Raw genomic sequence first — 19,038 nt, 5'->3', positions numbered from 1 at the left:
GCCGCTCGCCGTCTTGTCCATGGCCTCGTCCCTGATCCGCGAGGGACAAGGAACCCGAAAACATGTTCGATAAGCAGAGCGTTTCCATCGAGTGGGGCGGACGCCTCCTGACGCTCGAAACCGGCAAGATCGCCCGCCAGGCCGATGGCGCCGTTCTCGCCACCTATGGCGAGACCACCGTGCTCGCCACCGTCGTCTCGGCCAGGGAGCCGAAGCCGGGCGTGGACTTCTTCCCGCTGACGGTGAATTACCAGGAAAAGACCTTCGCCGCCGGCAAGATTCCGGGCGGCTATTTCAAGCGCGAGGGCCGGCCGAGCGAGAAGGAGACGCTGGTCTCCCGCCTGATCGACCGACCGATCCGTCCGCTCTTCGCGGAAGGCTACCGCAACGAGACGCAGGTCGTCGCCACCGTCCTGAGCCATGACCTCGAGAACGACCCCGACGTCGTCGCGATGGTCGCCGCCTCCGCCGCGCTGACCCTCTCCGGCGTGCCCTTCATGGGGCCGGTCGGCGCCGCCCGCGTCGGCTATATCGACGGCGCCTACGTGCTCAACACGCCGATCGACGATCGCGAGAATTCGAAGCTCGATCTCGTCGTCGCCGGAACCGGCGACGCGGTCCTGATGGTCGAATCGGAGGCCCAGGAGCTCTCCGAAGAGGTCATGCTCGGCGCCGTGATGTTCGGCCACCGCGCGTTCCAGCCGGTGATCGACGCGATCATCCGCCTCGCCGAGAAGGCCGCCAAGGAGCCGCGCGACTTCGCTCCCGCCGACCTGTCGGCGATCGAGACCGAGATGCTCGGCATCGCCGAGGGCGAGCTGCGCGAGGCCTACAAGAAGACCGTCAAGCAGGAGCGCTACGGCGCCGTCGACGCCGTCAAGGCGAAGGTGATGGCCCACTTCTTCCCGGAAGGCGAGGAGCCGCGCTTCAGCAAGGAGCAGATCGGCACCGTCTTCAAGGAACTGCAGGCGAAGATCGTCCGCTGGAACATCCTCGACACCAAGATCCGCATCGACGGCCGTGACCTCGTCACCGTCCGTCCGATCGTCTCGGAGGTCGGCCTGCTGCCGCGCGCGCACGGCTCGTCCCTGTTCACCCGCGGCGAGACCCAGGCGCTCGTCGTGGCGACGCTCGGCACCGGCGACGACGAGCAGTTCGTCGACGCGCTGGAAGGCACCTACAAGGAAACCTTCCTGCTGCACTACAACTTCCCGCCCTATTCGGTCGGCGAGACCGGCCGCATGGGTTCGCCCGGCCGCCGCGAGATCGGTCACGGCAAGCTCGCCTGGCGCGCCGTCCGGCCGATGCTGCCGGCGCATCACGACTTCCCCTACACGATCCGCATCGTCTCGGAGATCACCGAGTCGAACGGCTCCTCCTCGATGGCGACCGTCTGCGGCTCGTCGCTGGCGCTGATGGATGCCGGCGTGCCGCTGAAGCGGCCGGTCGCCGGCATCGCCATGGGCCTGATCCTCGAGGGCGAGCGCTTCGCGGTGCTCTCCGACATCCTCGGCGACGAGGATCATCTCGGCGACATGGACTTCAAGGTGGCGGGCACGTCGGAAGGTGTCACCTCGCTGCAGATGGACATCAAGATCGCCGGCATCACCGAGGAGATCATGCGCGTCGCGCTCGATCAGGCGAAGGGCGGCCGCGCCCACATCCTGGGCGAGATGGCGAAGGCGATCACCTCGGCCCGCCCGACGCTCGGCGAGTATGCGCCGCGCATCGAGGTGATGCAGATCCCGACCGACAAGATCCGTGAAGTGATCGGCTCGGGCGGCAAGGTGATCCGCGAGATCGTCGAGAAGACCGGTGCCAAGATCGACATCTCGGACGACGGCACGGTCAAGATCGCTTCGGCGGACGGCAAGGCGATCACCGCCGCGATGAACTGGATCAAGGGCATCGCCGCCGAGCCCGAGGTCAACGCCGTCTATCAGGGCACCGTCGTCAAGGTGGTCGATTTCGGCGCCTTCGTGAACTTCTTCGGTTCGCGCGACGGCCTCGTCCATGTTTCGCAGATGGCCGACCGCCGCGTCGCGAAGCCCTCCGATGTCGTCAAGGAAGGCGACAAGGTGTGGGTGAAGCTGCTCGGCTTCGACGAGCGCGGCAAGGTCCGCCTGTCGATGAAGGTCGTCGACCAGGAGACCGGCGAGGAGATCAAGCAGGACCGCGAGGCCGCCGCCAACGAGTGAGCGGCAGCGTATCGGCCTTCAGAACCGAAAAGGCCCGGCGAGCGATCGCCGGGCCTTTTTCGTATTCGATGGAGAAGGGCCGCCGCCCCTCTCCCGCCGGCACGAGCGCCGCGCGACGCTCGGCTACCGATCGCTCGGCTCAGGCCGCGACCTTGCCCGGCGCGGCGGCGTTCACCTCGTCGTCGACATGCGCCTCGAACTTCTCGAAGTTCTTGAGGAACATCGAGACGAGCCGGGCGGCCTGCGCGTCATAGGCGGCCTTGTCGGCCCAGGTCTTGCGCGGATGCAGGATGTGCGGCTCGACACCGGCGACATCGGTCGGCACCTCGAAGCCGAAATGCGGATCGAGATAGGTCTGGCTGTCGTCGAGCGTGCCCGACAGCGCGGCGGCGAGCAGGGTGCGGGTCGCCTTGATCGGCATGCGCCGGCCGGTGCCATAGGCACCGCCCGTCCAGCCGGTGTTGACGAGATAGCAGGCGACGTCGTGCTCGGCGATCAGCCGGCGCAGCAGATTGCCGTAGACCGCCGGGTGGAGCGGCATGAAGGGGGCGCCGAAACAGGTCGAGAAGGTCGCCTGCGGCTCGGTCACGCCCTTCTCCGTCCCGGCGACCTTCGCCGTGTAGCCCGAAAGGAAGTGGTACATCGCCTGCGCCGGGGTCAGCCGGGCGATCGGCGGCATCACACCGAAGGCGTCGGCCGTCAGCATGATGATCGTCTTCGGGTGCCCGGCGCGGCCGGAATGGCTGGCGTTCGGGATGAAGTGGAGCGGGTAGGCGCAGCGCGTATTCTCGGTCCTGGTGCCGTCGTCGAAATCGAGCACCCGCGTTTCGGCATCGACGGCAACGTTTTCGAGCACGGTGCCGAAGCGTTTCGTCGTCGCGTAGATCTCCGGCTCGGCCTCCGCCGAGAGCCGGATCGTCTTCGCATAGCAGCCGCCTTCGAAGTTGAAGATGCCGTCGGCGCCCCAGCCGTGTTCGTCGTCGCCGACGAGCGTGCGGGCCGGATCGGCCGAGAGGGTCGTCTTGCCGGTGCCCGACAGGCCGAAGAACACCGCCGTATCGCCCTCCGGTCCGACATTCGCCGAGCAGTGCATCGGCATCACGCCTTCGGGCGGCAGGGTGAAGTTCAGATAGGTGAACACCGCCTTCTTCATCTCGCCGGCATAGGAGGTGTTGCCGATCAGCACGACGCCGGCCGTGAAATCGCAGGCGATCACCGTCTCGGTGCGGCAGCCGTGCCGGGCGGGGTCGGCGCGGAAGCTCGGCAGGTCGAGAATGGTGAGATCCGGCACGAAGCGGTCGAGCTCTTCGCTCGCCGGCCGCAGCAGCAGGTTGCGGATGAAAAGTGAGTGCCAGGCGCGTTCGGTGTAGACGCGGACGCGGATACGGCGCGCCGGGTCGGCGCCGCCGTAAAGGTCCTGCACGAACAGTTCGCGGCCCGCGGCATGCGCGGTCATATCGGCGCGCAGCGTCTCGAAGGCGGCGCCCGACATCGCCTTGTTGTTGTCCCACCACACCGTATCGGCGGTGCGGCCGTCGCGGACGACGAACTTGTCCTGCGCGGAGCGGCCGGTATGGACGCCGGTCTCCACCGCGAGTGCGCCGCCTTCGGCGATCACGCCCTCGCCGCGGCGGATCGCTTCCTCGTAGAGGGCCGGCGCCTGATAGTTCCAATAGAGACCGGCGAGCCCGGCGAGGCCGAAGGCCTCGGCGCCACAGGCAGGATTCCGGATACCGGTCTCGATCATGATCGCTCTCCCGGCCGGTCGGCATGTGCCGGCCCGGCCCTTCGATGGACGGACATGGTTATAATGCCCCGGCCGCCTCTCCCGGCGCCGGTGCGCTGGAAGCTAGTGGACGGCCAAACCCCCGTAAAGTCAGGGATTGTCGCACCCGGCAGTAAAATCGATTTAGATCGAAGTCGTTCCGGTAGTATTGCCTCTGCTAATTATTAGGGCCTTGAAGTAAATACCGCGGCTCCGTTCAGGCCGCCGGCTGCTCGGCGAGACGGGCCTGCCGCGCGAAGGCCTTCAGCGCCGCTCCGGCCTCGGCGACGGTCGCCGCCCGGTCGCCAAAGGGGAGCCGGGCGGTGCGGCCCGGGGCGGCGAGATCGGCGCCCTCGGGATCGCAGCCGGTCATCCGCCACGCGCCGAAGGGCAGGCCGAGCAGACGGGTCGCGTAATTGGCGATCGCGTCGGCGTGGTCGTCGTTCATGTGGTCGACGATCATCGCCTCGCCCGCCATCAGGTCGTCCGCCCCCTCGAGGGAGACGAGGAGGGCCTCCGGCGGGATCTGGTGGATGCGTCCGAAGCCGGCGACGAGATGCGAGCCGGTCACCGTCATCCGGTAATAGTTGAAATCGGCGAGCGGGGGATGGTTGCCGCTCGGCACGTGGCGCCAGCCATAGCGGCGCAGCGTCGGTTCGTCCTCGGCCCTGGCGATCGTTCCGGTCAGCGTGATGCGGTTGCCGGCGAGCGGATTGCCGGTCTCGCCGCCCGGGGCGACGAAGAGCAGCGAGGCGCGCGGATCGCGCTTCAGGTTCTTGGTGTGCACGGCGAGGTCGGAGAGGTGCATCACCGGCGAGAGATCGGCGGTGAGCGCGACCGTCACGAGGGTGGCGAAAGGCGAGCCGTCGGCGCCGAGCGTCGCGAGGGTCGCCGTCCCGGTCGACCGGAGCGTGGCGCGCGCGCTCGAGACGGGGTCGAAGGCTTCGGTGGCGGACATGGTGGTTCCTCGGCGATAATCTGACTCAGGTAATCATCTTATGCCGTCGCCCCGAAGGCGCGTCAATCGGCGCGAATTGGCGTTCGAAGCGCCGATCCGCTAGACTGGCGTCATACTTTGCGCGCATTCGTGCGGCCAACACGCTCGACGGGGTTGCGCAATGACGCGGGCCGGGGCCCGCCCTTTCGGGAGTTTACCGCCTCATGCCGACGATCGCCCTCGTCGATGACGATCGGAACATCCTCGCCTCCGTGTCGATCGCCCTCGAATCCGAAGGCTACCGGGTCCAGACCTATACGGACGGCGCCTCCGCGCTCGACGGCTTCCAGGCCAGCCAGCCCGACCTCGCCATTCTCGACATCAAGATGCCGAGGATGGACGGCATGGAGCTGTTGCGCCGGCTGCGGCAGAAGAGCGACCTGCCGGTCATCTTCCTGACGTCGAAGGACGACGAGATCGACGAATTGTTCGGCCTCAAGATGGGCGCCGACGATTTCATCAAGAAGCCGTTCTCGCAGCGCCTCCTCGTCGAGCGGGTGAAGGCGGTGCTGCGCCGCTTCCAGCCGCGCGACGGCAGCGAGAAGAAGGTCACGGACGCCGCCCGCGTGCTCGAGCGCGGCGCGCTCTCGATGGATCAGGAGCGACACACCTGCACCTGGAACGGCGAGCCGGTGACGCTCACCGTCACCGAGTTCCTGATCCTCTATGCGCTGGCGCAGCGGCCGGGCGTCGTGAAGAGCCGCAACGCGCTGATGGATGCGGCCTATGACGACCAGGTCTATGTCGACGACCGGACGATCGACAGCCACATCAAGCGGCTGCGCAAGAAGTTCAAGGCGGTCGACGACGATTTCGACATGATCGAGACGCTCTATGGCGTCGGCTATCGCTTCAAGGAGGCCTGACCGCGGTCGGGCGCACGACGAGCTTCATGGCCATCGGCATCGAAGGGGGCGCCGCGGAACGGCGGAAGGCATGGCGGGTGCGCACCCGCCTCGTCCGCCGGCTGGTCAGCCGCGTCTACCGGACGGTGGGCCTGCACGCCTTTTCGAGCCTGACGCGGCGGATCATCGTCCTCAATCTCGCCGCGCTGATCGTTCTCGTCTCGGGCATCCTCTATCTCAACCAGTTCCGCGCCGGGCTGATCGATGCGCGCGTCGAGAGCCTGCTCGTCCAGGGCGAGATCATCGCCGGCGCGATCGCCGCCTCGGCGACGGTCGAGACCAACCGGGTGACGATCGACCCGGAGAAGCTGCTCGAACTGCAGGTCGGCCAGAGCCTTTCGCCCTACGACAATTCGATCGAGGGGCTCGACTTCCCGATCGATCCCGAGAAGGTCGGGCCGGTCCTGAAGCGGCTCATCTCGCCGACCCGCACCCGCGCCCGAATCTACGACCGTGACGGCGCGCTGATCCTCGACTCGCGCTTCCTCACCCGGGGCCAGATCCTGCGCTTCGATCTTCCGGCGCCCGACCAGCAGCCGGGCTTCCTCGACCGGGTCTGGCAGTGGACGAAGGTCTGGATGCAGCGCGGCGACCTGCCGATCTATCAGGAACTCGGCCCGGCCAACGGCAAGGGCTATCCGGAGGTGGCGGCGGCGCTCGAACGCGGCCCGTCCTCGGTGGTGCGGATCACCGAGCGGGGCGAGCTGATCGTTTCGGTCGCCGTGCCGATCGAACGCTACCGGTCGGTGCGCGGCGTGCTGCTCCTCTCCACCCAGGGCAGCGACATCGACGATATCGTGCACGCCGAGCGGATGGCGATCGTGCGCGTCTTCCTCGTCTCGGCGGCGGTGGTCGTGCTGCTCTCGGTGCTCCTCGCCTCGACCATCGCCGTGCCGCTCCGCCGTCTCGCCGATGCCGCCGACCGGGTCCGGCGCGGCGTCACCAAGCGTCCGCAGATCCCCGATTTCACCAATCGTCGCGACGAGATCGGCCATCTGTCGCAGGCGCTGCGCGACATGACGGGGGCGCTCTTCTCGCGCATCGCGGCGATCGAGAGCTTTGCGGCCGATGTCGCGCACGAGCTCAAGAACCCGCTGACCTCGCTGCGCTCCGCGGTCGAGACGCTGCCGCTCGCCAGGGACCCGGCGGCGCAAAAGCGGCTGACCGAGATCATCCAGCACGATGTGCGTCGCCTCGACCGGCTGATCTCCGACATTTCCGACGCCTCGCGGCTCGATGCCGAGCTGGCGCGGCAGGACGCCGTGCCGGTCGATCTCGGCGAGGTCGCCCGCACCGTGGTGGCGATCGCCCGCGAGATGACGCCGGAAGGCGGGCCGCGCATCGTGCTCGACCTCGTCAAGAGCGAGGAGAAGCGGCCCTATGTCGTGCTCGGCCATGACGGCCGGCTCGGCCAGGTGCTCAACAATCTGATCGACAACGCCCGTTCCTTCTGCCGCAAGGACGGGACGGTGCGGGTCGCGGTTCGGCGGAATGGCGGTTCCGTCGAAGTGGTCGTCGAGGATGACGGGCCGGGCATCCGGCCGGACGCGATCGACCGCATCTTCGACCGCTTCTACACCGACCGGCCCGAGACCGACGGCTTCGGCCAGAATTCCGGCCTCGGCCTGTCGATCTCGCGGCAGATCGTCGAGGGCCATCGCGGCCGCATCTGGGCGGAGAACCGGCTGCGCACCCGCCGCAGCGACGGCGAGGCGGCGGAGGTGCTCGGCGCACGCTTCACCGTCCGTCTGCCGGCGGCCCGCACCGAATGACGCCGCCGCCCGCCCCGCCCGGCGGCATCCATGGCGGGGCCGTCGCGATCGGCGGCCGCGGTGTTCTGGTGCGCGGCGCGTCGGGCTCGGGCAAGTCGGCGCTGCTGCTTTCGCTGCTGCTCAGCGATCTCGGCACGGTCCGGCTGGTCGCCGATGATCGGGTGCTGCTCACCGCCGAAGGCGGGCGGCTGATCGCCCGTCCGGCCGAGGGCCTCGAAGGCCTGATCGAGGTGCGCGGCCAGGGGCTGCTCGCCTGGCCGACCGAGCCGCAGGTGGCGATCGTGCTCTGCGTCGATCTCGTCGCGCCGGGGGAGAGCGCCCGCATGCCCGAACGGGCCGAACTCGAGACCCGTATCGAGGGGGTTTTGCTGCACCGCTTCGCGCTGCCCGCGGGTCAACCGGACGGCGCCGTGCGCGTCCGCGCGGCGCTGGAAAGCTGGGCACGCGATTTTCACAAAGGCTGAACGCACGCAACCCGGGCGAGCCGTTTTCTCTTGCGTTGCGGAATCGTTTGGTCAAGATGTGGCGCCGCTCGCAACGCTTGCGTCGAGCGCGCCAAACAGGCCCCGTGCCGCGCAAAGGGCCGGAAGAAGAAGGCAAGAGCTCGCTTTGCCGAAAGACGTGCTTTTCGGGGTTTCGACGTGATCGGGCTGGTCCTCGTCACCCATGGTCAGCTCGCCACCGAGTTTCGCGCCGCGCTCGAGCACGTCGTGGGGCGGCAGACCCAGTTCGATACCATCGCCATCGGCCCCGAGGACGACATGGAGCGCCGGCGGCAGGACATCATCGATGCCGTGAGCCGCGTCGACGACGGCGCGGGCGTGATCCTGCTCACCGACATGTTCGGCGGTACGCCCTCCAATCTGGCCATTTCGGTCATGCGCGCCGGCCATATCGAGGTGATCGCCGGCGTCAACCTGCCGATGCTGATCAAGCTCGCCTCGACGCGCGTCGAGAAGCCGCTCGCCGCCGTCGTCGCGAGCGCCCAGGAAGCCGGCCGCAAATACATCAACGTCGCGAGCCAGGTGCTCGCCGGACATTGAGGCCCGCCGCAATGCCCGACACCAATCCTCTCTGTCGCGATCTCGCGATCGTCAACAAGCGGGGGCTGCACGCCCGCGCCTCGGCGAAGTTCGTCCAGCTCGCCGAGCGCTTCACCGCGACGATCGCCGTCTCGCGCGACCAGACGACCGTCGGCGGCACCTCGATCATGGGGCTGATGATGCTCGCCGCGGCGCCCGGCACGACGATCCGGGTCTGCGCCGAGGGACCGGAGGCCGAGGCCGCGCTCGCCGCGCTCGCCGACCTCGTCGCCGACCGCTTCGGCGAGGAAGAGTGACGGGCGCCCGGCCGGCAACATAAAGACATCTTTATATCCTGATTGCCGCATGACGGCGGGCGCGCTATAAGCCCGGCGACCCCGCTTCAGGAGAGATGCCATGGCCGATTATGCGATCCGCGACCTTTCGCTTGCCGATTGGGGCCGCAAGGAACTGGCGATCGCCGAGACCGAGATGCCCGGCCTGATGAGCCTGCGCGCCGAATACGGCCCGTCGCAGCCGCTCGAGGGCGCCCGCATCGCCGGCTCCCTGCACATGACGATCCAGACCGGCGTGCTGATCGAGACGCTCGCCGCCCTCGGCGCCGACATCCGCTGGGCGTCCTGCAACATCTATTCGACGCAGGACCACGCCGCCGCGGCGATCGCCGCCGCCGGCATCCCGGTCTTCGCGATCAAGGGCGAGAGCCTCGTCGACTACTGGGACTACACCCACCGCATCTTCGAGTGGGCGGATGGCGGCGTGCCCAACATGATCCTCGACGATGGCGGCGACGCCACCCTGCTGATCCATCTCGGCAAGCGCGCCGAAGAGGGCGACACCGGCTTCCTCGACCATCCCGACAGCGAGGAGGCGGAGGTTCTCTTCGCCGCGATCCGCAAACGCCTCGCCGAGCGGCCGGGCTGGTACACCGCCGTCGCCCATTCCGTGCGCGGCGTCACCGAGGAGACGACGACGGGCGTGCACCGTCTCTACGAGATGCAGAAGCAGGGCAAGCTGCTCTGGCCGGCGATCAACGTCAACGACAGCGTGACGAAGTCGAAGTTCGACAATCTCTATGGCTGCCGCGAATCGCTGGTCGACGGCATCCGTCGCGGCACCGACGTGATGATGGCCGGCAAGGTGGCGATGGTCGCCGGCTTCGGCGATGTCGGCAAGGGCTCGGCGGCGTCGCTGCGCAATGCCGGCTGCCGCGTCATGGTCTCCGAGGTCGATCCGATCTGTGCCCTGCAGGCGGCGATGGAAGGCTATGAGGTGGTCACCATGGAAGAGGCGGCCCCCAAGGCCGACATCTTCGTCACCGCCACCGGCAATGTCGACGTCATCACCATCGACCATATGCGGGCGATGAAGGACCGGGCGATCGTCTGCAACATCGGCCATTTCGACAGCGAGATCCAGGTCGCGGCGCTGCGCAATTACAAGTGGCACAATGTCAAGCCGCAGGTCGACGAGATCGAGTTCCCCGACGGCAAGCGCGTGCTGCTGCTCTCGGAAGGCCGCCTCGTCAATCTCGGCAATGCGATGGGCCATCCGAGCTTCGTCATGTCGGCCTCCTTCACCAACCAGACGCTCGCCCAGATCGAGCTGTTCACCAAGCCGGGCCAGTACGAGAACAAGGTCTACGTGCTGCCGAAGCATCTCGACGAGAAGGTCGCCGCCCTCCATCTCGCGAAGATCGGCGTCAAGCTGACCCAGCTCACCGAGAAGCAGTCGAGCTATATCGGCGTCGCCGCCGCCGGCCCGTTCAAGCCCGAGCACTACCGCTACTGACGCTCTGCCGCGCCGGAAACCGAGCCGGCGCGGCATCTTCACGCTTTCGTGTAACCCCTTTGAAAACCTCGCTGATCCCGGCTTGGCGGCGGTGGCGCGCCGATTATGCCGGTTTTTCCGTCGCCGGGTGCTTCACACCGGAATCCCGCTGCCGCTAGAGTGGGGCGATTCGTGTGCGCGCGGCACCATCTGCGCCGCCCCGAATGCGCGTTCCAATCGAGTTCGGGTGACGGAAAGGGGCCGGTGCCATGCGGTGGCAGCGCGGGAGAGCGTGGGGTATTCGGGGGAGGCGATCGGCCTTCCGCCGGCTTCTCGCCTTCGCCGCGGCCCTCGTCGCTGCGGCGCAGCCCGCCTCCGCGCAGACGGCCGGGCCGCTGCCGCCCGAGCATGTCGTCCTGATCGCCCTGCTCGTCGGCACCGTCGGCTTCGCACTCGCCGCGACGATCGTGCTCATCCGCGCCCGCGCCCGCAGCGAGGCCGAGAACCGCGCGCTGCGCCTCGAACTCGCCGACCGCAAGGCCGCGGCCGACCGGGCCGAGGCGCTCGCCGATGCCGAGGACCAGCGGCTGGTCGCCTGGCCGAAACCGGGCGCCCCGCCGGTGATGATCGGCCGGCTCGCCGCACGCACCGCGCCGCAGGACCGCGCCGCCTTCCTCGCCTTCGGCACCTGGCTCGCGCCCGAGAGCGCCGCGGCGCTCGACGATGCCGTCGCGCGGCTGCGCGAGCGCGGCGAGAGCTTCGGGCTCACCCTCGAAACGGCGGAGGGCCTTCATGTCGAGGCCTCGGGCCGCACCGTGTTCGGCCGCCCGGCGGTCCGCTTCCGCGATCTCGCCGGCGACCGCCGCGCGCTCGCCGCGCTCGAGGCGCGCCACGCCCGGATGACCCGCGAGGTCGCGGCGCTGCGCGCCCTCTTCGAGGCGCTGCCGCATCCCGCCTGGCTGCGCGACACGACCGGCGGGCTCGAATGGGTGAACCCCGCCTATGCCCGCGCCGTCGATGCCGCCGATCCGGCCGAGGCGCTCGCCCGCGGGCTCGATTTCCTCGACAGTGCTGCCCGCCGCAGCGTGGCGGAGGCCGGACCGCCGGTGTTCGCCCGCCGCATCCAGGCGGTCGCGGCCGGGCGCCGCGGCGCCTTCGACCTCGTCCATGTCGCGCTCCCCTCGGGCAGCGCCGGGCTCGCGGTCGACATGTCGGCCGCCGAGACGGCGGAGAGCCAGCTGCGCCGCCTCGCCGCCTTCCAGGCCCGCACGCTCGACCTGCTCACCACCGCCGTCGCGGTGTTCGGGCCGGACCGCCGGCTTTCCTCCTCGAACGCCGCCTTCCGCGACCTGTTCGGCCTCGACGCCGTCTTTCTCTCGTCCCATCCGGAAGAGAATGCCGTCCTCGAGCGCATGCGCGCGGCCCGCAAGCTGCCCGAACAGGCCGATTTCCGCTCCTGGCGCGACGATCTTCTCAAGGCCTGGGAATCGCTCGACGCCCGCGAGGATCTCTGGCACCTGCCGGACGGCCGTACCCTTCGCGTGATCGCCAACCCGCATCCCGACGGCGGCCTCACCTGGGTCTATGAGAACGTCACGGCCCAGCTCGAACTCGAGAGCCGTTACAAGTCGCTCGCCTGGGTGCAGGGCGAGACGCTCAACCATCTCGCCGAGGGCGTCGCCGTATTCGGCCCCGACGGCCGGCTGCGGCTCCACAATCCGATCTTCGCCGAGATCTGGGCGCTCGACGCGGCGGTCCTCAAGGTCCGGCCGCACGTCGCCGAGATCGTGCGCGCCTGCCGCGCGCTGCACGATGCGCCCGAGGTCTGGGACGGCGTGATGCGCCGCATCGCCGGCTTCGCCGAGGCGCGCGCCACCGATGCCGGCCGCATCGAGCGGGCGGACGGCCGGGTGATCGACTATGCGACCGTGCCGCTGCCCGAGGGACAGACCCTCGTCACCTTCGTCGATGTCACGGCGAGCGTTCAGGTCGAGCGGGCGCTGATCGAGCGCAACGATGCGCTCGAAGCCGGCGCCCGCATGAAGAACGCCTTCCTGCGCCACGTCAATTTCGAGCTGCGCTCGCCGCTCACGACCATCATCGGCTTCGCCCAGATGCTCGCCGATCGCGGCGTCGGCCCGCTGACCGACAAGCAGAGCGAGTATCTCGGCTATATCAGCACGTCCTCGGCGGCGCTGCTCGCCATCGTCAACGACATCCTCGACCTCGCCACCGTCGAGGCCGGTGCGATCGTCCTCGATTACGCCGAGACGGATCCGGCGCGCGTCGTCGGCGCGGTGACGGAAGGCCTCGCCGACCGGATACGGGCGCGCGGCCTCACGCTCGATCTCGATGTCGCGGAGGGCATCGGCCGCTTCCTCGCCGATGAGAAGCGCCTGCGCCAGATCGTCTACAACCTCGTCGCCAATGCGATCGAGTTCTCCGAGGAGGGCGGGCGGATCGCCGTCGCGACGCGCCGGCGCGACGGTCTGGTCGAGTTCGTCGTCTCGGACGAGGGCTGCGGCATGCCGGCCGATCTCGTCGCCACCGCCTTCGAGCGCTTCGAGAGCCGTTCGCTCGGCGCCGGCCGTGGCGGGGCGGGCCTCGGCCTGTCGATCGTCAAGAGCTTCGTCGAACTGCACGGCGGCACGGTGGCGATCGCCTCCGAGGTCGGCCGCGGCACGACCGTCACCGTCCGCCTGCCGCCCGCGCCGATCGCCACCGCCGAAGCGGCCGAGTGATGGCGGAGGCGCTTCCGCCGCTCTTCCTCGCCGACGAGGCGGCGACGCGGCGTCTCGCCGAAGATGTCGCGGTCCGGCTGCGGCCGGGCGACGTGGTGGCGCTCGGGGGCGGGCTGGGCGCCGGCAAGACGAGTTTCGCCCGGGCGCTGCTGCGGGCGCTTGCCGACGACCCGGCGCTCGAAGTGCCGAGCCCGACCTTCACCCTCGTGCAGCCCTACCGGCTGCGTTTCCCCGTCGCTCATTTCGATCTCTACCGCCTCGGCGGCCCGGACGAGCTGGACGAGCTCGGTTTCGAAGAGGCGATCGACGAGGGCGCGGTGCTCGTCGAGTGGCCGGAGCGGGCGGCGGACCGCATCCCGGCGGATGCGCTCCACATCGTGCTCGCCCTCGCGGGTTCCGGCCGCCGTGTCACCTTCTCGGCCGGCGGCAGCTGGCCGGCGCGGCTCCGCCGCAGCCGCGCCGCCCGCGCCTTTCTCGACCGGTCCGGTTTCGCCGATGCGCGGCGCCGGCCGCTGCAGGGCGACGCCTCGACGCGGATCTACGAGCGGGTCGCGACCGAGGCCGCAAAGGCCGTGCTGATGGACGCGCCGGAGCGCAAGCACGGGCCGCCGCTCCGTCATGGCCGGTCCTATGATTCCCTCGCCGGCCGGGCGATGGACGTCCGACCCTTCGTCGCCATGGGCGAGGCGCTGCGAGGGCTCGGCCTGTCGGCGCCGGCCCGGATCGCCGACGATCTCGAAGCGGGCTTCCTGCTCGTCGAGGATCTCGGCTCGACGGGCCTCCTCGATGCCGAAGGGGCACCGGTTCCCGAACGCTATGCGGCGGCGATCGACGTGCTCGCCGCGATCCATGCGGAGCGGCGGCCCGTCGGCCTGCCGCTGCCCGACGGCTCGGTGCATGCCCTGCCCCATTACGACCGCGAGGCGCTGCTCGTCGAGGTCGAGCTGCTGCCGCTCCATTACGCCCCGCACGCCACCGGCGCAGCGCTGCCGGAAGCCGCCTTCAGCGCCTTCGAGGCGATCTGGACGCGGCTCGCCGCCCGGCTCGCCACGGCCGAGCGGAGCTGGGTGCTGCGCGATTTCCATTCGCCCAACCTGCTCTGGCTGCCGGAGCGAGAGGGCCTCGCCCGGATCGGCATTCTCGACCATCAGGACGCGCTCGCCGGGCCGTCGGCCTATGACGTCGCGTCGCTCGCGCTCGACGCGCGCGTCGATATCTCGCCCGAACTCGAGGCCTGGCTGGTCGCCCGCTATGTCGCGGCGCGGCGGCGGCTTTCCTCCGGCTTCGACGAGACGGGCTTCTTCGAGGCCTATGCGATCGCCGGCGCGCAGCGCAACGCCAAGGTGCTCGGCGCCTTTGCCCGGCTCGCCGCGCAGGGGCGGCCGGAATATCTGCGCCACATCCCGCGGGTGCGCGGCTATCTCACGCGGCTTTTCGCCGAGCCCGTGCTCGCCGCGATCGCCGGCTGGCACGCCCGACACCTGCCGCTCTGAGGCTCTCCCTCAGAACACCGTGCCGTCGCTTTCGATGATGAGCGGCGGCCCGCCATCCGCCCGCTTTTCCTTGGCGATCCGCCGTCCGGCCGCCCAGGTGCCGCCCTCGAGCACCTTGGCGAGCGGCAGCGCCGCCGCGTCGAGGCCGAGCCGGTCGCGCACGCCCTCCGCCACCCGGTCGAGCAGCGCGACGGTGAGCGCCCGCCATTCGACGATGAAGGCGTCCTCCGCCCGAAAGGTCCGGGCGAGCGCGTCCGGGTCCTTCGGCACGAGGAGGCCGAGATCGAGGAAGAGGCCGCCATTGCGGTATTCCGGCAGGCCGGTCAGCCCGTCGAGATCGGTCACCTCGACGCCCACCCACAGGAGCGGCTCGACCAGCGCATAGGTCAGCCATTGCGACAGCTTGTGGAAGGGCATCAGCCCGCTCGTCGCATCCCCGGTGACGAGCCTGTCGTGCCGCCAGGTGTCGCCGAGCGGCACGCCGTCGAGCACGATCCGGCTCGGCCAGATCGGTCCGAGCGCCTCGAGCACCAGCTCGAGGATGCGCGGCGCGCGGACCCTGCCGTCCTCGGCGGTGGCGAGCACCGCGTCGAACAGACCGCCCGGCCGCGCCTCGCCCTCGCCGAAGAGATCGGCGCGGTCGGCGACGACATGGCCGAGCGCGTTGAGGAGCCGGGCGCGCCCTTCGAGGCCGACGAGGGGGTTGTCCGGCCCCGCCTGGAAGCCGCGGCCGAGTTCCTCGGCGCCGAGCGTCGCGAGCGCGGCCGCATCGGCGCGGAGCGGCTCGGCCGGATCGGACGAGAAGAGGCCGGAGGCGAACATCGCGAGGCTCGCGACGCCGAGTCCCTCGGTGCGGCTCCAGCGCCGGCCCGTCGCGGCCTCCTCATAGGACCAGTCGGGACCCGCCCCGGCGTCGAGGAGCACGGAGACGATGGCGAGATCGTAGGCTGCGCGGCCGAAGGCGAGCGGGTCCTCGGCGAGGCCGGAGGCGGAGACGAGATCGGCCCAGCGATCGATGCCGCCGACCGAGAAATTGCGCCAGCGGGCGTGGAAGGGAATGTCGAGATCGGGATAATTGAGCCGCGTCGTCTCGACGACATAGTCGACCACGGCGGGAAGCCGCTCCGGCACGACGGTGAAATGGTCGAGCGCCCCGGCGAGGCCGAGCGCCAGCAGCCGCTCGGCACGCGTCCGCACCGCGGCGGAGGTGAGAAGGGAACGGGCGCCGTCGTGGCTCATCGTGAAGTCCTTTCGGCCGAGGCGGCGTGCGCGCCGCGGCACCCGACTTGGCCGCAGCGGCTCGCCGCGGTCAAGCCGGCGCGCCCGCGCGGACGCGTCCTGACGGGTCCTGAGGTGCGGCCTTCATTTCCGTTTGCGGCATCGGCGCTTTCGCCTATGACTGTCGCCACACGACCGCCCGGCGAGGCGGCGGGGAGACGCGAGAAGGAACAGACCATGAAATTCGGCGCCATCTATCCGAGCCTCGAGGGCCGCACCGTGCTCGTTACCGGCGGCGGCAGCGGCATCGGCGAATCGATCGTCCGCCATTTCGCGCGCCAGAAGTCGAAGGTCGGCTTCCTCGACATCGCGCGCGAGCCGTCCGAAAAGCTCGCCGCCGAACTCGCGGCCGAGGGCGCGACCGTCCATTTCGAGCCCTGCGACATCCGCGACATCCCGGCGCTCAAGGCGGCAATCGCCAAGGTGCGCGCCGCGCTCGGGCCGATCACCGTGCTCGTCAACAATGCCGCGCACGACCAGCGCCACAAGCTCGAGGACGTCACCGTCGAGTATTGGGACGAGCGCTACGCGGTCAATCTGCGCCACCAGTTCTTCGCCGCGCAGGACGTCGCCGAGGACATGAAGCAGGCCGGCGGCGGTTCGATCGTCAATCTCGGCTCGACCTCCTGGATGGTCGGCCAGGGTGGCATGCCGGCCTACACCTCGGCGAAGTCGGCCGTGCAGGGCCTGACCCGCGGCCTCGCCCGCGATCTCGGCATCTACGACATCCGCGTCACCTGCGTCGTTCCGGGCTGGATCATGACGCAGCGCCAGCTCGATCTCTGGCTGACGCCGGAGAGCGAGAAGGAGCTGATGCAGCGGCAGTGCCTGAAGCGGAAGCTCTATCCCGACGACATCGCCCGCTCGGTGCTGTTCTTCGCGTCCGACGAGGCGTCCGGCTGCACCAACCAGTCCTATGTCGTGGATGGCGGCTGGGTCTGATCCGGCCGGTTCCGCGCCGCGCGCCCGGCCCGTTCCACCGGCCGGGCGCTTCTCCCCGCCATCGTCGCAACCCCGTCGCAATCAGGCTGTTGCTTCCGGGTGCGTGCCCGCGCAGTGTGGGTGCAGAAACGCTCTTTCGGGGAGAGTTGCCCATGTTTCCGACGCCGGTCGCCAAGCTCGTCCAGAACACCTACGACTACGAATCGAAGCCGATGGTGAAGCCGACCGGCTTCCGCGAATACGACGCCCGCTGGCTGTTCGGCCAGGAGATCAACCTGATGGGCGTGACCGCCCTCGGCATGGGCATCGGCACGCTGCTCGGCGAGATGGGCGTCAAACGCGAGATCGTCACCGGTCACGACTTCCGCTCCTACTCCGCCTCGATCAAGCTCGCCCTCGCCACAGGCCTGCAGGCGGCGGGCTGCAAGGTGCACGATATCGGCCTCGCCGTGACGCCGATGGCCTATTTCGCGCAGTTCGAACTCGACGTGCCGGCCGTCGCCATGGTCACCGCCTCGCACAACGAGAATGGCTGGACCGGCGTCAAGATGGGCGCCGCGCGGCCGCTCACCTTCGGACCGGACGAGATGGGCCGCCTGAAGGAGATCGTGCTCGCCGCGGCCTTCGATCTCTCCGGCGGCGGCGCCTATGTCTTCCACGACGATTTCCCCACCCGCTACATCGCCGACATCACCAACCGGCCGAAGCTCAACCGTCCGATCAAGGTGATCGCCGCCTGCGGCAACGGCACGGCGGGCGCCTTCGCCCCGAAAGTGCTCGAGCTGATCGGCGCCGAGGTGATCCCGCTCGACGCCGAGCTCGACTTCACCTTCCCGCGCTACAATCCGAACCCGGAAGACCTGAAGATGCTGCACGCCATCGCCGACGCGGTGCGCGAGCACGGCGCCGAGGTGGGTCTCGGCTTCGACGGCGACGGCGACCGCTGCGGCGTGATCGACAATGAGGGCGAGGAGATCTTCGCCGACAAGGTCGGCGTGATGCTCGCCCGCGACCTCTCCGCGCTCTATCCCGGCTCGACCTTCGTCGTCGACGTGAAATCGACCGGCCTCTTCGCCACCGATCCGGTGCTGCGCCAGAACGGCGTCAAGGCGGACTACTGGAAGACCGGCCATTCCTACATCAAGCGGCGGGTCAACGCGCTTTCGGCGCTCGCCGGCTTCGAGAAGTCCGGCCATTACTTCTTCAACAAGCCGATCGGCCGCGGCTATGACGATGGTCTCATCTCGGCGCTCGCCATCCTCGACATGCTCGACCGCAATCCGGGGAAGACCATGGCGGACCTGAAGAACGCGCTGCCCAAGACCTGGGGTTCGCCGACCATGTCGCCGCATTGCGACGACGAGACGAAGTACGGCGTCATCGACAAGGTGGTGAAGCGCTTCGAGGAGAAGCGGGCGAAGGGCGAGCCGGTCGCCGGGCAGGCGATCATCGATCTCGTCACCGTCAACGGCGTCCGCGTCGTCACCGAGGACGGCACCTGGGGTCTGGTGCGGGCCTCGTCGAACAAGCCGGAACTGGTCGTCGTGGTCGAGAGCCCGGTCTCCGAGGCGCGGATGCGCGAGATGTTCAAAGCCGTCGACGAGACGCTGCGCGAGAATCCGGAAGTCGGCGAGTACAACCAGACGATCTGAGATCCGGCTGCGGCCTTGCCGCCCGTCATCGCCGCCGTCGCGGGGATGACGGATGGCGGGGGACGGCACAAAAGCAAACGGGGCCTTTCGGCCCCGTTGCGCATGCCGTGACGAACGGCGATCAGATCGCGTTCTTGATCCAGTCGGCGAGCTTGCCCTTCGGCGCGGCGCCGACCTGCATGGCGGTGGGCTCGCCATTCTTGAACAGGATGAGGGTCGGGATCGAGCGGACGCCGTAGCGAATCGCGACGTTCGGATTCTCGTCGATGTTGAGCTTGGCGATCGTCACCTTGCCGTCCATCTCGCCCGCGATCTCTTCGAGAGCCGGGGCGATCATCCGGCAGGGACCGCACCATTCGGCCCAGAAGTCGACGACGACGGGCTGATTCGAGCCGAGCACATCCGTGTCGAAGGAAGTGTCGGTGACTTTGACGGTCATGGCGTGCCTCGTGGGCCTGCGTGAGGTTGGGCACCGAAGGTAG

At 69.1% G+C, this 19,038-nt stretch carries 15 protein-coding genes; 11 read left to right on the top strand and 4 right to left on the bottom strand.

Annotation, left to right across the window (positions count from 1 at the left end; translation table 11 throughout):
- Positions 1 to 62: 62 nt before the first annotated feature.
- Entirely contained in the window at positions 63 to 2,198 is a 2,136-nt protein-coding gene (gene pnp / locus GGQ63_RS15340) for a polyribonucleotide nucleotidyltransferase (RefSeq protein ID WP_183857350.1), read from the top strand.
- Between the two features lie 139 nt (positions 2,199 to 2,337).
- Here the strand turns inward: pnp and GGQ63_RS15335 are convergent, their stop codons facing one another.
- Positions 2,338 to 3,945: a phosphoenolpyruvate carboxykinase gene (locus GGQ63_RS15335; protein WP_183857347.1), complete on the bottom strand. Its 1,608-nt coding sequence runs from the start codon at positions 3,943 to 3,945 to the stop codon at positions 2,338 to 2,340.
- A 235-nt stretch (positions 3,946 to 4,180) separates the two neighbouring features.
- Positions 4,181 to 4,921, bottom strand: a complete 741-nt coding sequence (locus tag GGQ63_RS15330) for a HugZ family pyridoxamine 5'-phosphate oxidase (RefSeq protein WP_183857345.1) — start codon at positions 4,919 to 4,921, stop codon at positions 4,181 to 4,183.
- 203 nt (positions 4,922 to 5,124) lie between these two features.
- Between GGQ63_RS15330 and GGQ63_RS15325 the strand changes: the two genes are divergently transcribed.
- The 8 genes from GGQ63_RS15325 (at position 5,125) to tsaE (ending at position 14,684) form a co-directional block, all read left to right on the top strand.
- Positions 5,125 to 5,826 (top strand): response regulator transcription factor, encoded by a 702-nt coding sequence (locus tag GGQ63_RS15325; RefSeq protein WP_183857343.1) that lies wholly within the window; start codon positions 5,125 to 5,127, stop codon positions 5,824 to 5,826.
- A gap of 26 nt (positions 5,827 to 5,852) precedes the next feature.
- Complete coding sequence (locus tag GGQ63_RS15320) at positions 5,853 to 7,637, top strand: sensor histidine kinase (protein ID WP_183857341.1); 1,785 nt, start codon at positions 5,853 to 5,855, stop codon at positions 7,635 to 7,637.
- On the top strand, positions 7,634 to 8,101 hold the full coding sequence (locus tag GGQ63_RS15315; protein ID WP_183857340.1) for an HPr kinase/phosphorylase: 468 nt from the start codon (positions 7,634 to 7,636) through the stop codon (positions 8,099 to 8,101). Before GGQ63_RS15320 ends, GGQ63_RS15315 begins: the two co-directional genes overlap by 4 nt.
- A 177-nt stretch (positions 8,102 to 8,278) precedes the next feature.
- Positions 8,279 to 8,680 carry a PTS sugar transporter subunit IIA domain-containing protein gene (locus tag GGQ63_RS15310; RefSeq protein ID WP_183857338.1) on the top strand — a complete coding sequence of 134 codons (402 nt, stop codon included), beginning with the start codon at positions 8,279 to 8,281 and terminating at the stop codon, positions 8,678 to 8,680.
- A gap of 11 nt (positions 8,681 to 8,691) precedes the next feature.
- Positions 8,692 to 8,976: an HPr family phosphocarrier protein gene (locus GGQ63_RS15305; protein ID WP_183857336.1), complete on the top strand. Its 285-nt coding sequence runs from the start codon at positions 8,692 to 8,694 to the stop codon at positions 8,974 to 8,976.
- A gap of 100 nt (positions 8,977 to 9,076) precedes the next feature.
- Positions 9,077 to 10,471: an adenosylhomocysteinase gene (ahcY, locus tag GGQ63_RS15300; protein WP_183857333.1), complete on the top strand. Its 1,395-nt coding sequence runs from the start codon at positions 9,077 to 9,079 to the stop codon at positions 10,469 to 10,471.
- A gap of 248 nt (positions 10,472 to 10,719) precedes the next feature.
- Positions 10,720 to 13,191 carry a PAS domain-containing sensor histidine kinase gene (locus tag GGQ63_RS15295; RefSeq protein ID WP_183857331.1) on the top strand — a complete coding sequence of 824 codons (2,472 nt, stop codon included), beginning with the start codon at positions 10,720 to 10,722 and terminating at the stop codon, positions 13,189 to 13,191.
- Positions 13,191 to 14,684 carry a tRNA (adenosine(37)-N6)-threonylcarbamoyltransferase complex ATPase subunit type 1 TsaE gene (gene tsaE, locus GGQ63_RS15290; protein ID WP_183857329.1) on the top strand — a complete coding sequence of 498 codons (1,494 nt, stop codon included), beginning with the start codon at positions 13,191 to 13,193 and terminating at the stop codon, positions 14,682 to 14,684. The genes GGQ63_RS15295 and tsaE overlap by 1 nt, the downstream gene beginning before the upstream one ends.
- Positions 14,685 to 14,693: 9 nt before the next feature.
- Here tsaE and GGQ63_RS15285 read toward each other — a convergent pair whose 3' ends face one another.
- Entirely contained in the window at positions 14,694 to 15,923 is a 1,230-nt protein-coding gene (locus GGQ63_RS15285) for a DUF1688 family protein (protein ID WP_183857327.1), read from the bottom strand.
- 216 nt (positions 15,924 to 16,139) lie between these two features.
- Between GGQ63_RS15285 and GGQ63_RS15280 the strand changes: the two genes are divergently transcribed.
- On the top strand, positions 16,140 to 16,904 hold the full coding sequence (locus GGQ63_RS15280; protein WP_183857325.1) for an SDR family NAD(P)-dependent oxidoreductase: 765 nt from the start codon (positions 16,140 to 16,142) through the stop codon (positions 16,902 to 16,904).
- Positions 16,905 to 17,056: 152 nt separating this feature from the next.
- A complete protein-coding gene (locus GGQ63_RS15275; RefSeq protein WP_183857323.1) occupies positions 17,057 to 18,556 on the top strand; it encodes a phosphomannomutase/phosphoglucomutase in 1,500 nt (499 codons plus the stop codon).
- Positions 18,557 to 18,677: 121 nt separating this feature from the next.
- Here the strand turns inward: GGQ63_RS15275 and trxA are convergent, their stop codons facing one another.
- Complete coding sequence (gene trxA, locus GGQ63_RS15270) at positions 18,678 to 18,995, bottom strand: thioredoxin TrxA (protein ID WP_183857320.1); 318 nt, start codon at positions 18,993 to 18,995, stop codon at positions 18,678 to 18,680.
- Positions 18,996 to 19,038: the final 43 nt, after the last annotated feature.

This window comes from Prosthecomicrobium pneumaticum (genome assembly GCF_014199915.1).
GTDB classification, from domain to species: domain Bacteria; phylum Pseudomonadota; class Alphaproteobacteria; order Rhizobiales; family Kaistiaceae; genus Prosthecomicrobium; species Prosthecomicrobium pneumaticum.
Note: the sequence above shows the minus strand (reverse complement) of the source record. Positions and strands in the feature narration are given on the sequence as shown.

Coding starts and splice junctions, on each gene's coding strand:
- pnp (WP_183857350.1), top strand. CDS start 63: ATGTTCGATAAGCAGAGCGTTTCCATCGAGTGGGGCGGACGCCTCCTG.
- GGQ63_RS15335 (WP_183857347.1), bottom strand. CDS start 3,945: ATGATCGAGACCGGTATCCGGAATCCTGCCTGTGGCGCCGAGGCCTTC.
- GGQ63_RS15330 (WP_183857345.1), bottom strand. CDS start 4,921: ATGTCCGCCACCGAAGCCTTCGACCCCGTCTCGAGCGCGCGCGCCACG.
- GGQ63_RS15325 (WP_183857343.1), top strand. CDS start 5,125: ATGCCGACGATCGCCCTCGTCGATGACGATCGGAACATCCTCGCCTCC.
- GGQ63_RS15320 (WP_183857341.1), top strand. CDS start 5,853: ATGGCCATCGGCATCGAAGGGGGCGCCGCGGAACGGCGGAAGGCATGG.
- GGQ63_RS15315 (WP_183857340.1), top strand. CDS start 7,634: ATGACGCCGCCGCCCGCCCCGCCCGGCGGCATCCATGGCGGGGCCGTC.
- GGQ63_RS15305 (WP_183857336.1), top strand. CDS start 8,692: ATGCCCGACACCAATCCTCTCTGTCGCGATCTCGCGATCGTCAACAAG.
- ahcY (WP_183857333.1), top strand. CDS start 9,077: ATGGCCGATTATGCGATCCGCGACCTTTCGCTTGCCGATTGGGGCCGC.
- GGQ63_RS15295 (WP_183857331.1), top strand. CDS start 10,720: ATGCGGTGGCAGCGCGGGAGAGCGTGGGGTATTCGGGGGAGGCGATCG.
- tsaE (WP_183857329.1), top strand. CDS start 13,191: ATGGCGGAGGCGCTTCCGCCGCTCTTCCTCGCCGACGAGGCGGCGACG.
- GGQ63_RS15285 (WP_183857327.1), bottom strand. CDS start 15,923: ATGAGCCACGACGGCGCCCGTTCCCTTCTCACCTCCGCCGCGGTGCGG.
- GGQ63_RS15280 (WP_183857325.1), top strand. CDS start 16,140: ATGAAATTCGGCGCCATCTATCCGAGCCTCGAGGGCCGCACCGTGCTC.
- GGQ63_RS15275 (WP_183857323.1), top strand. CDS start 17,057: ATGTTTCCGACGCCGGTCGCCAAGCTCGTCCAGAACACCTACGACTAC.
- trxA (WP_183857320.1), bottom strand. CDS start 18,995: ATGACCGTCAAAGTCACCGACACTTCCTTCGACACGGATGTGCTCGGC.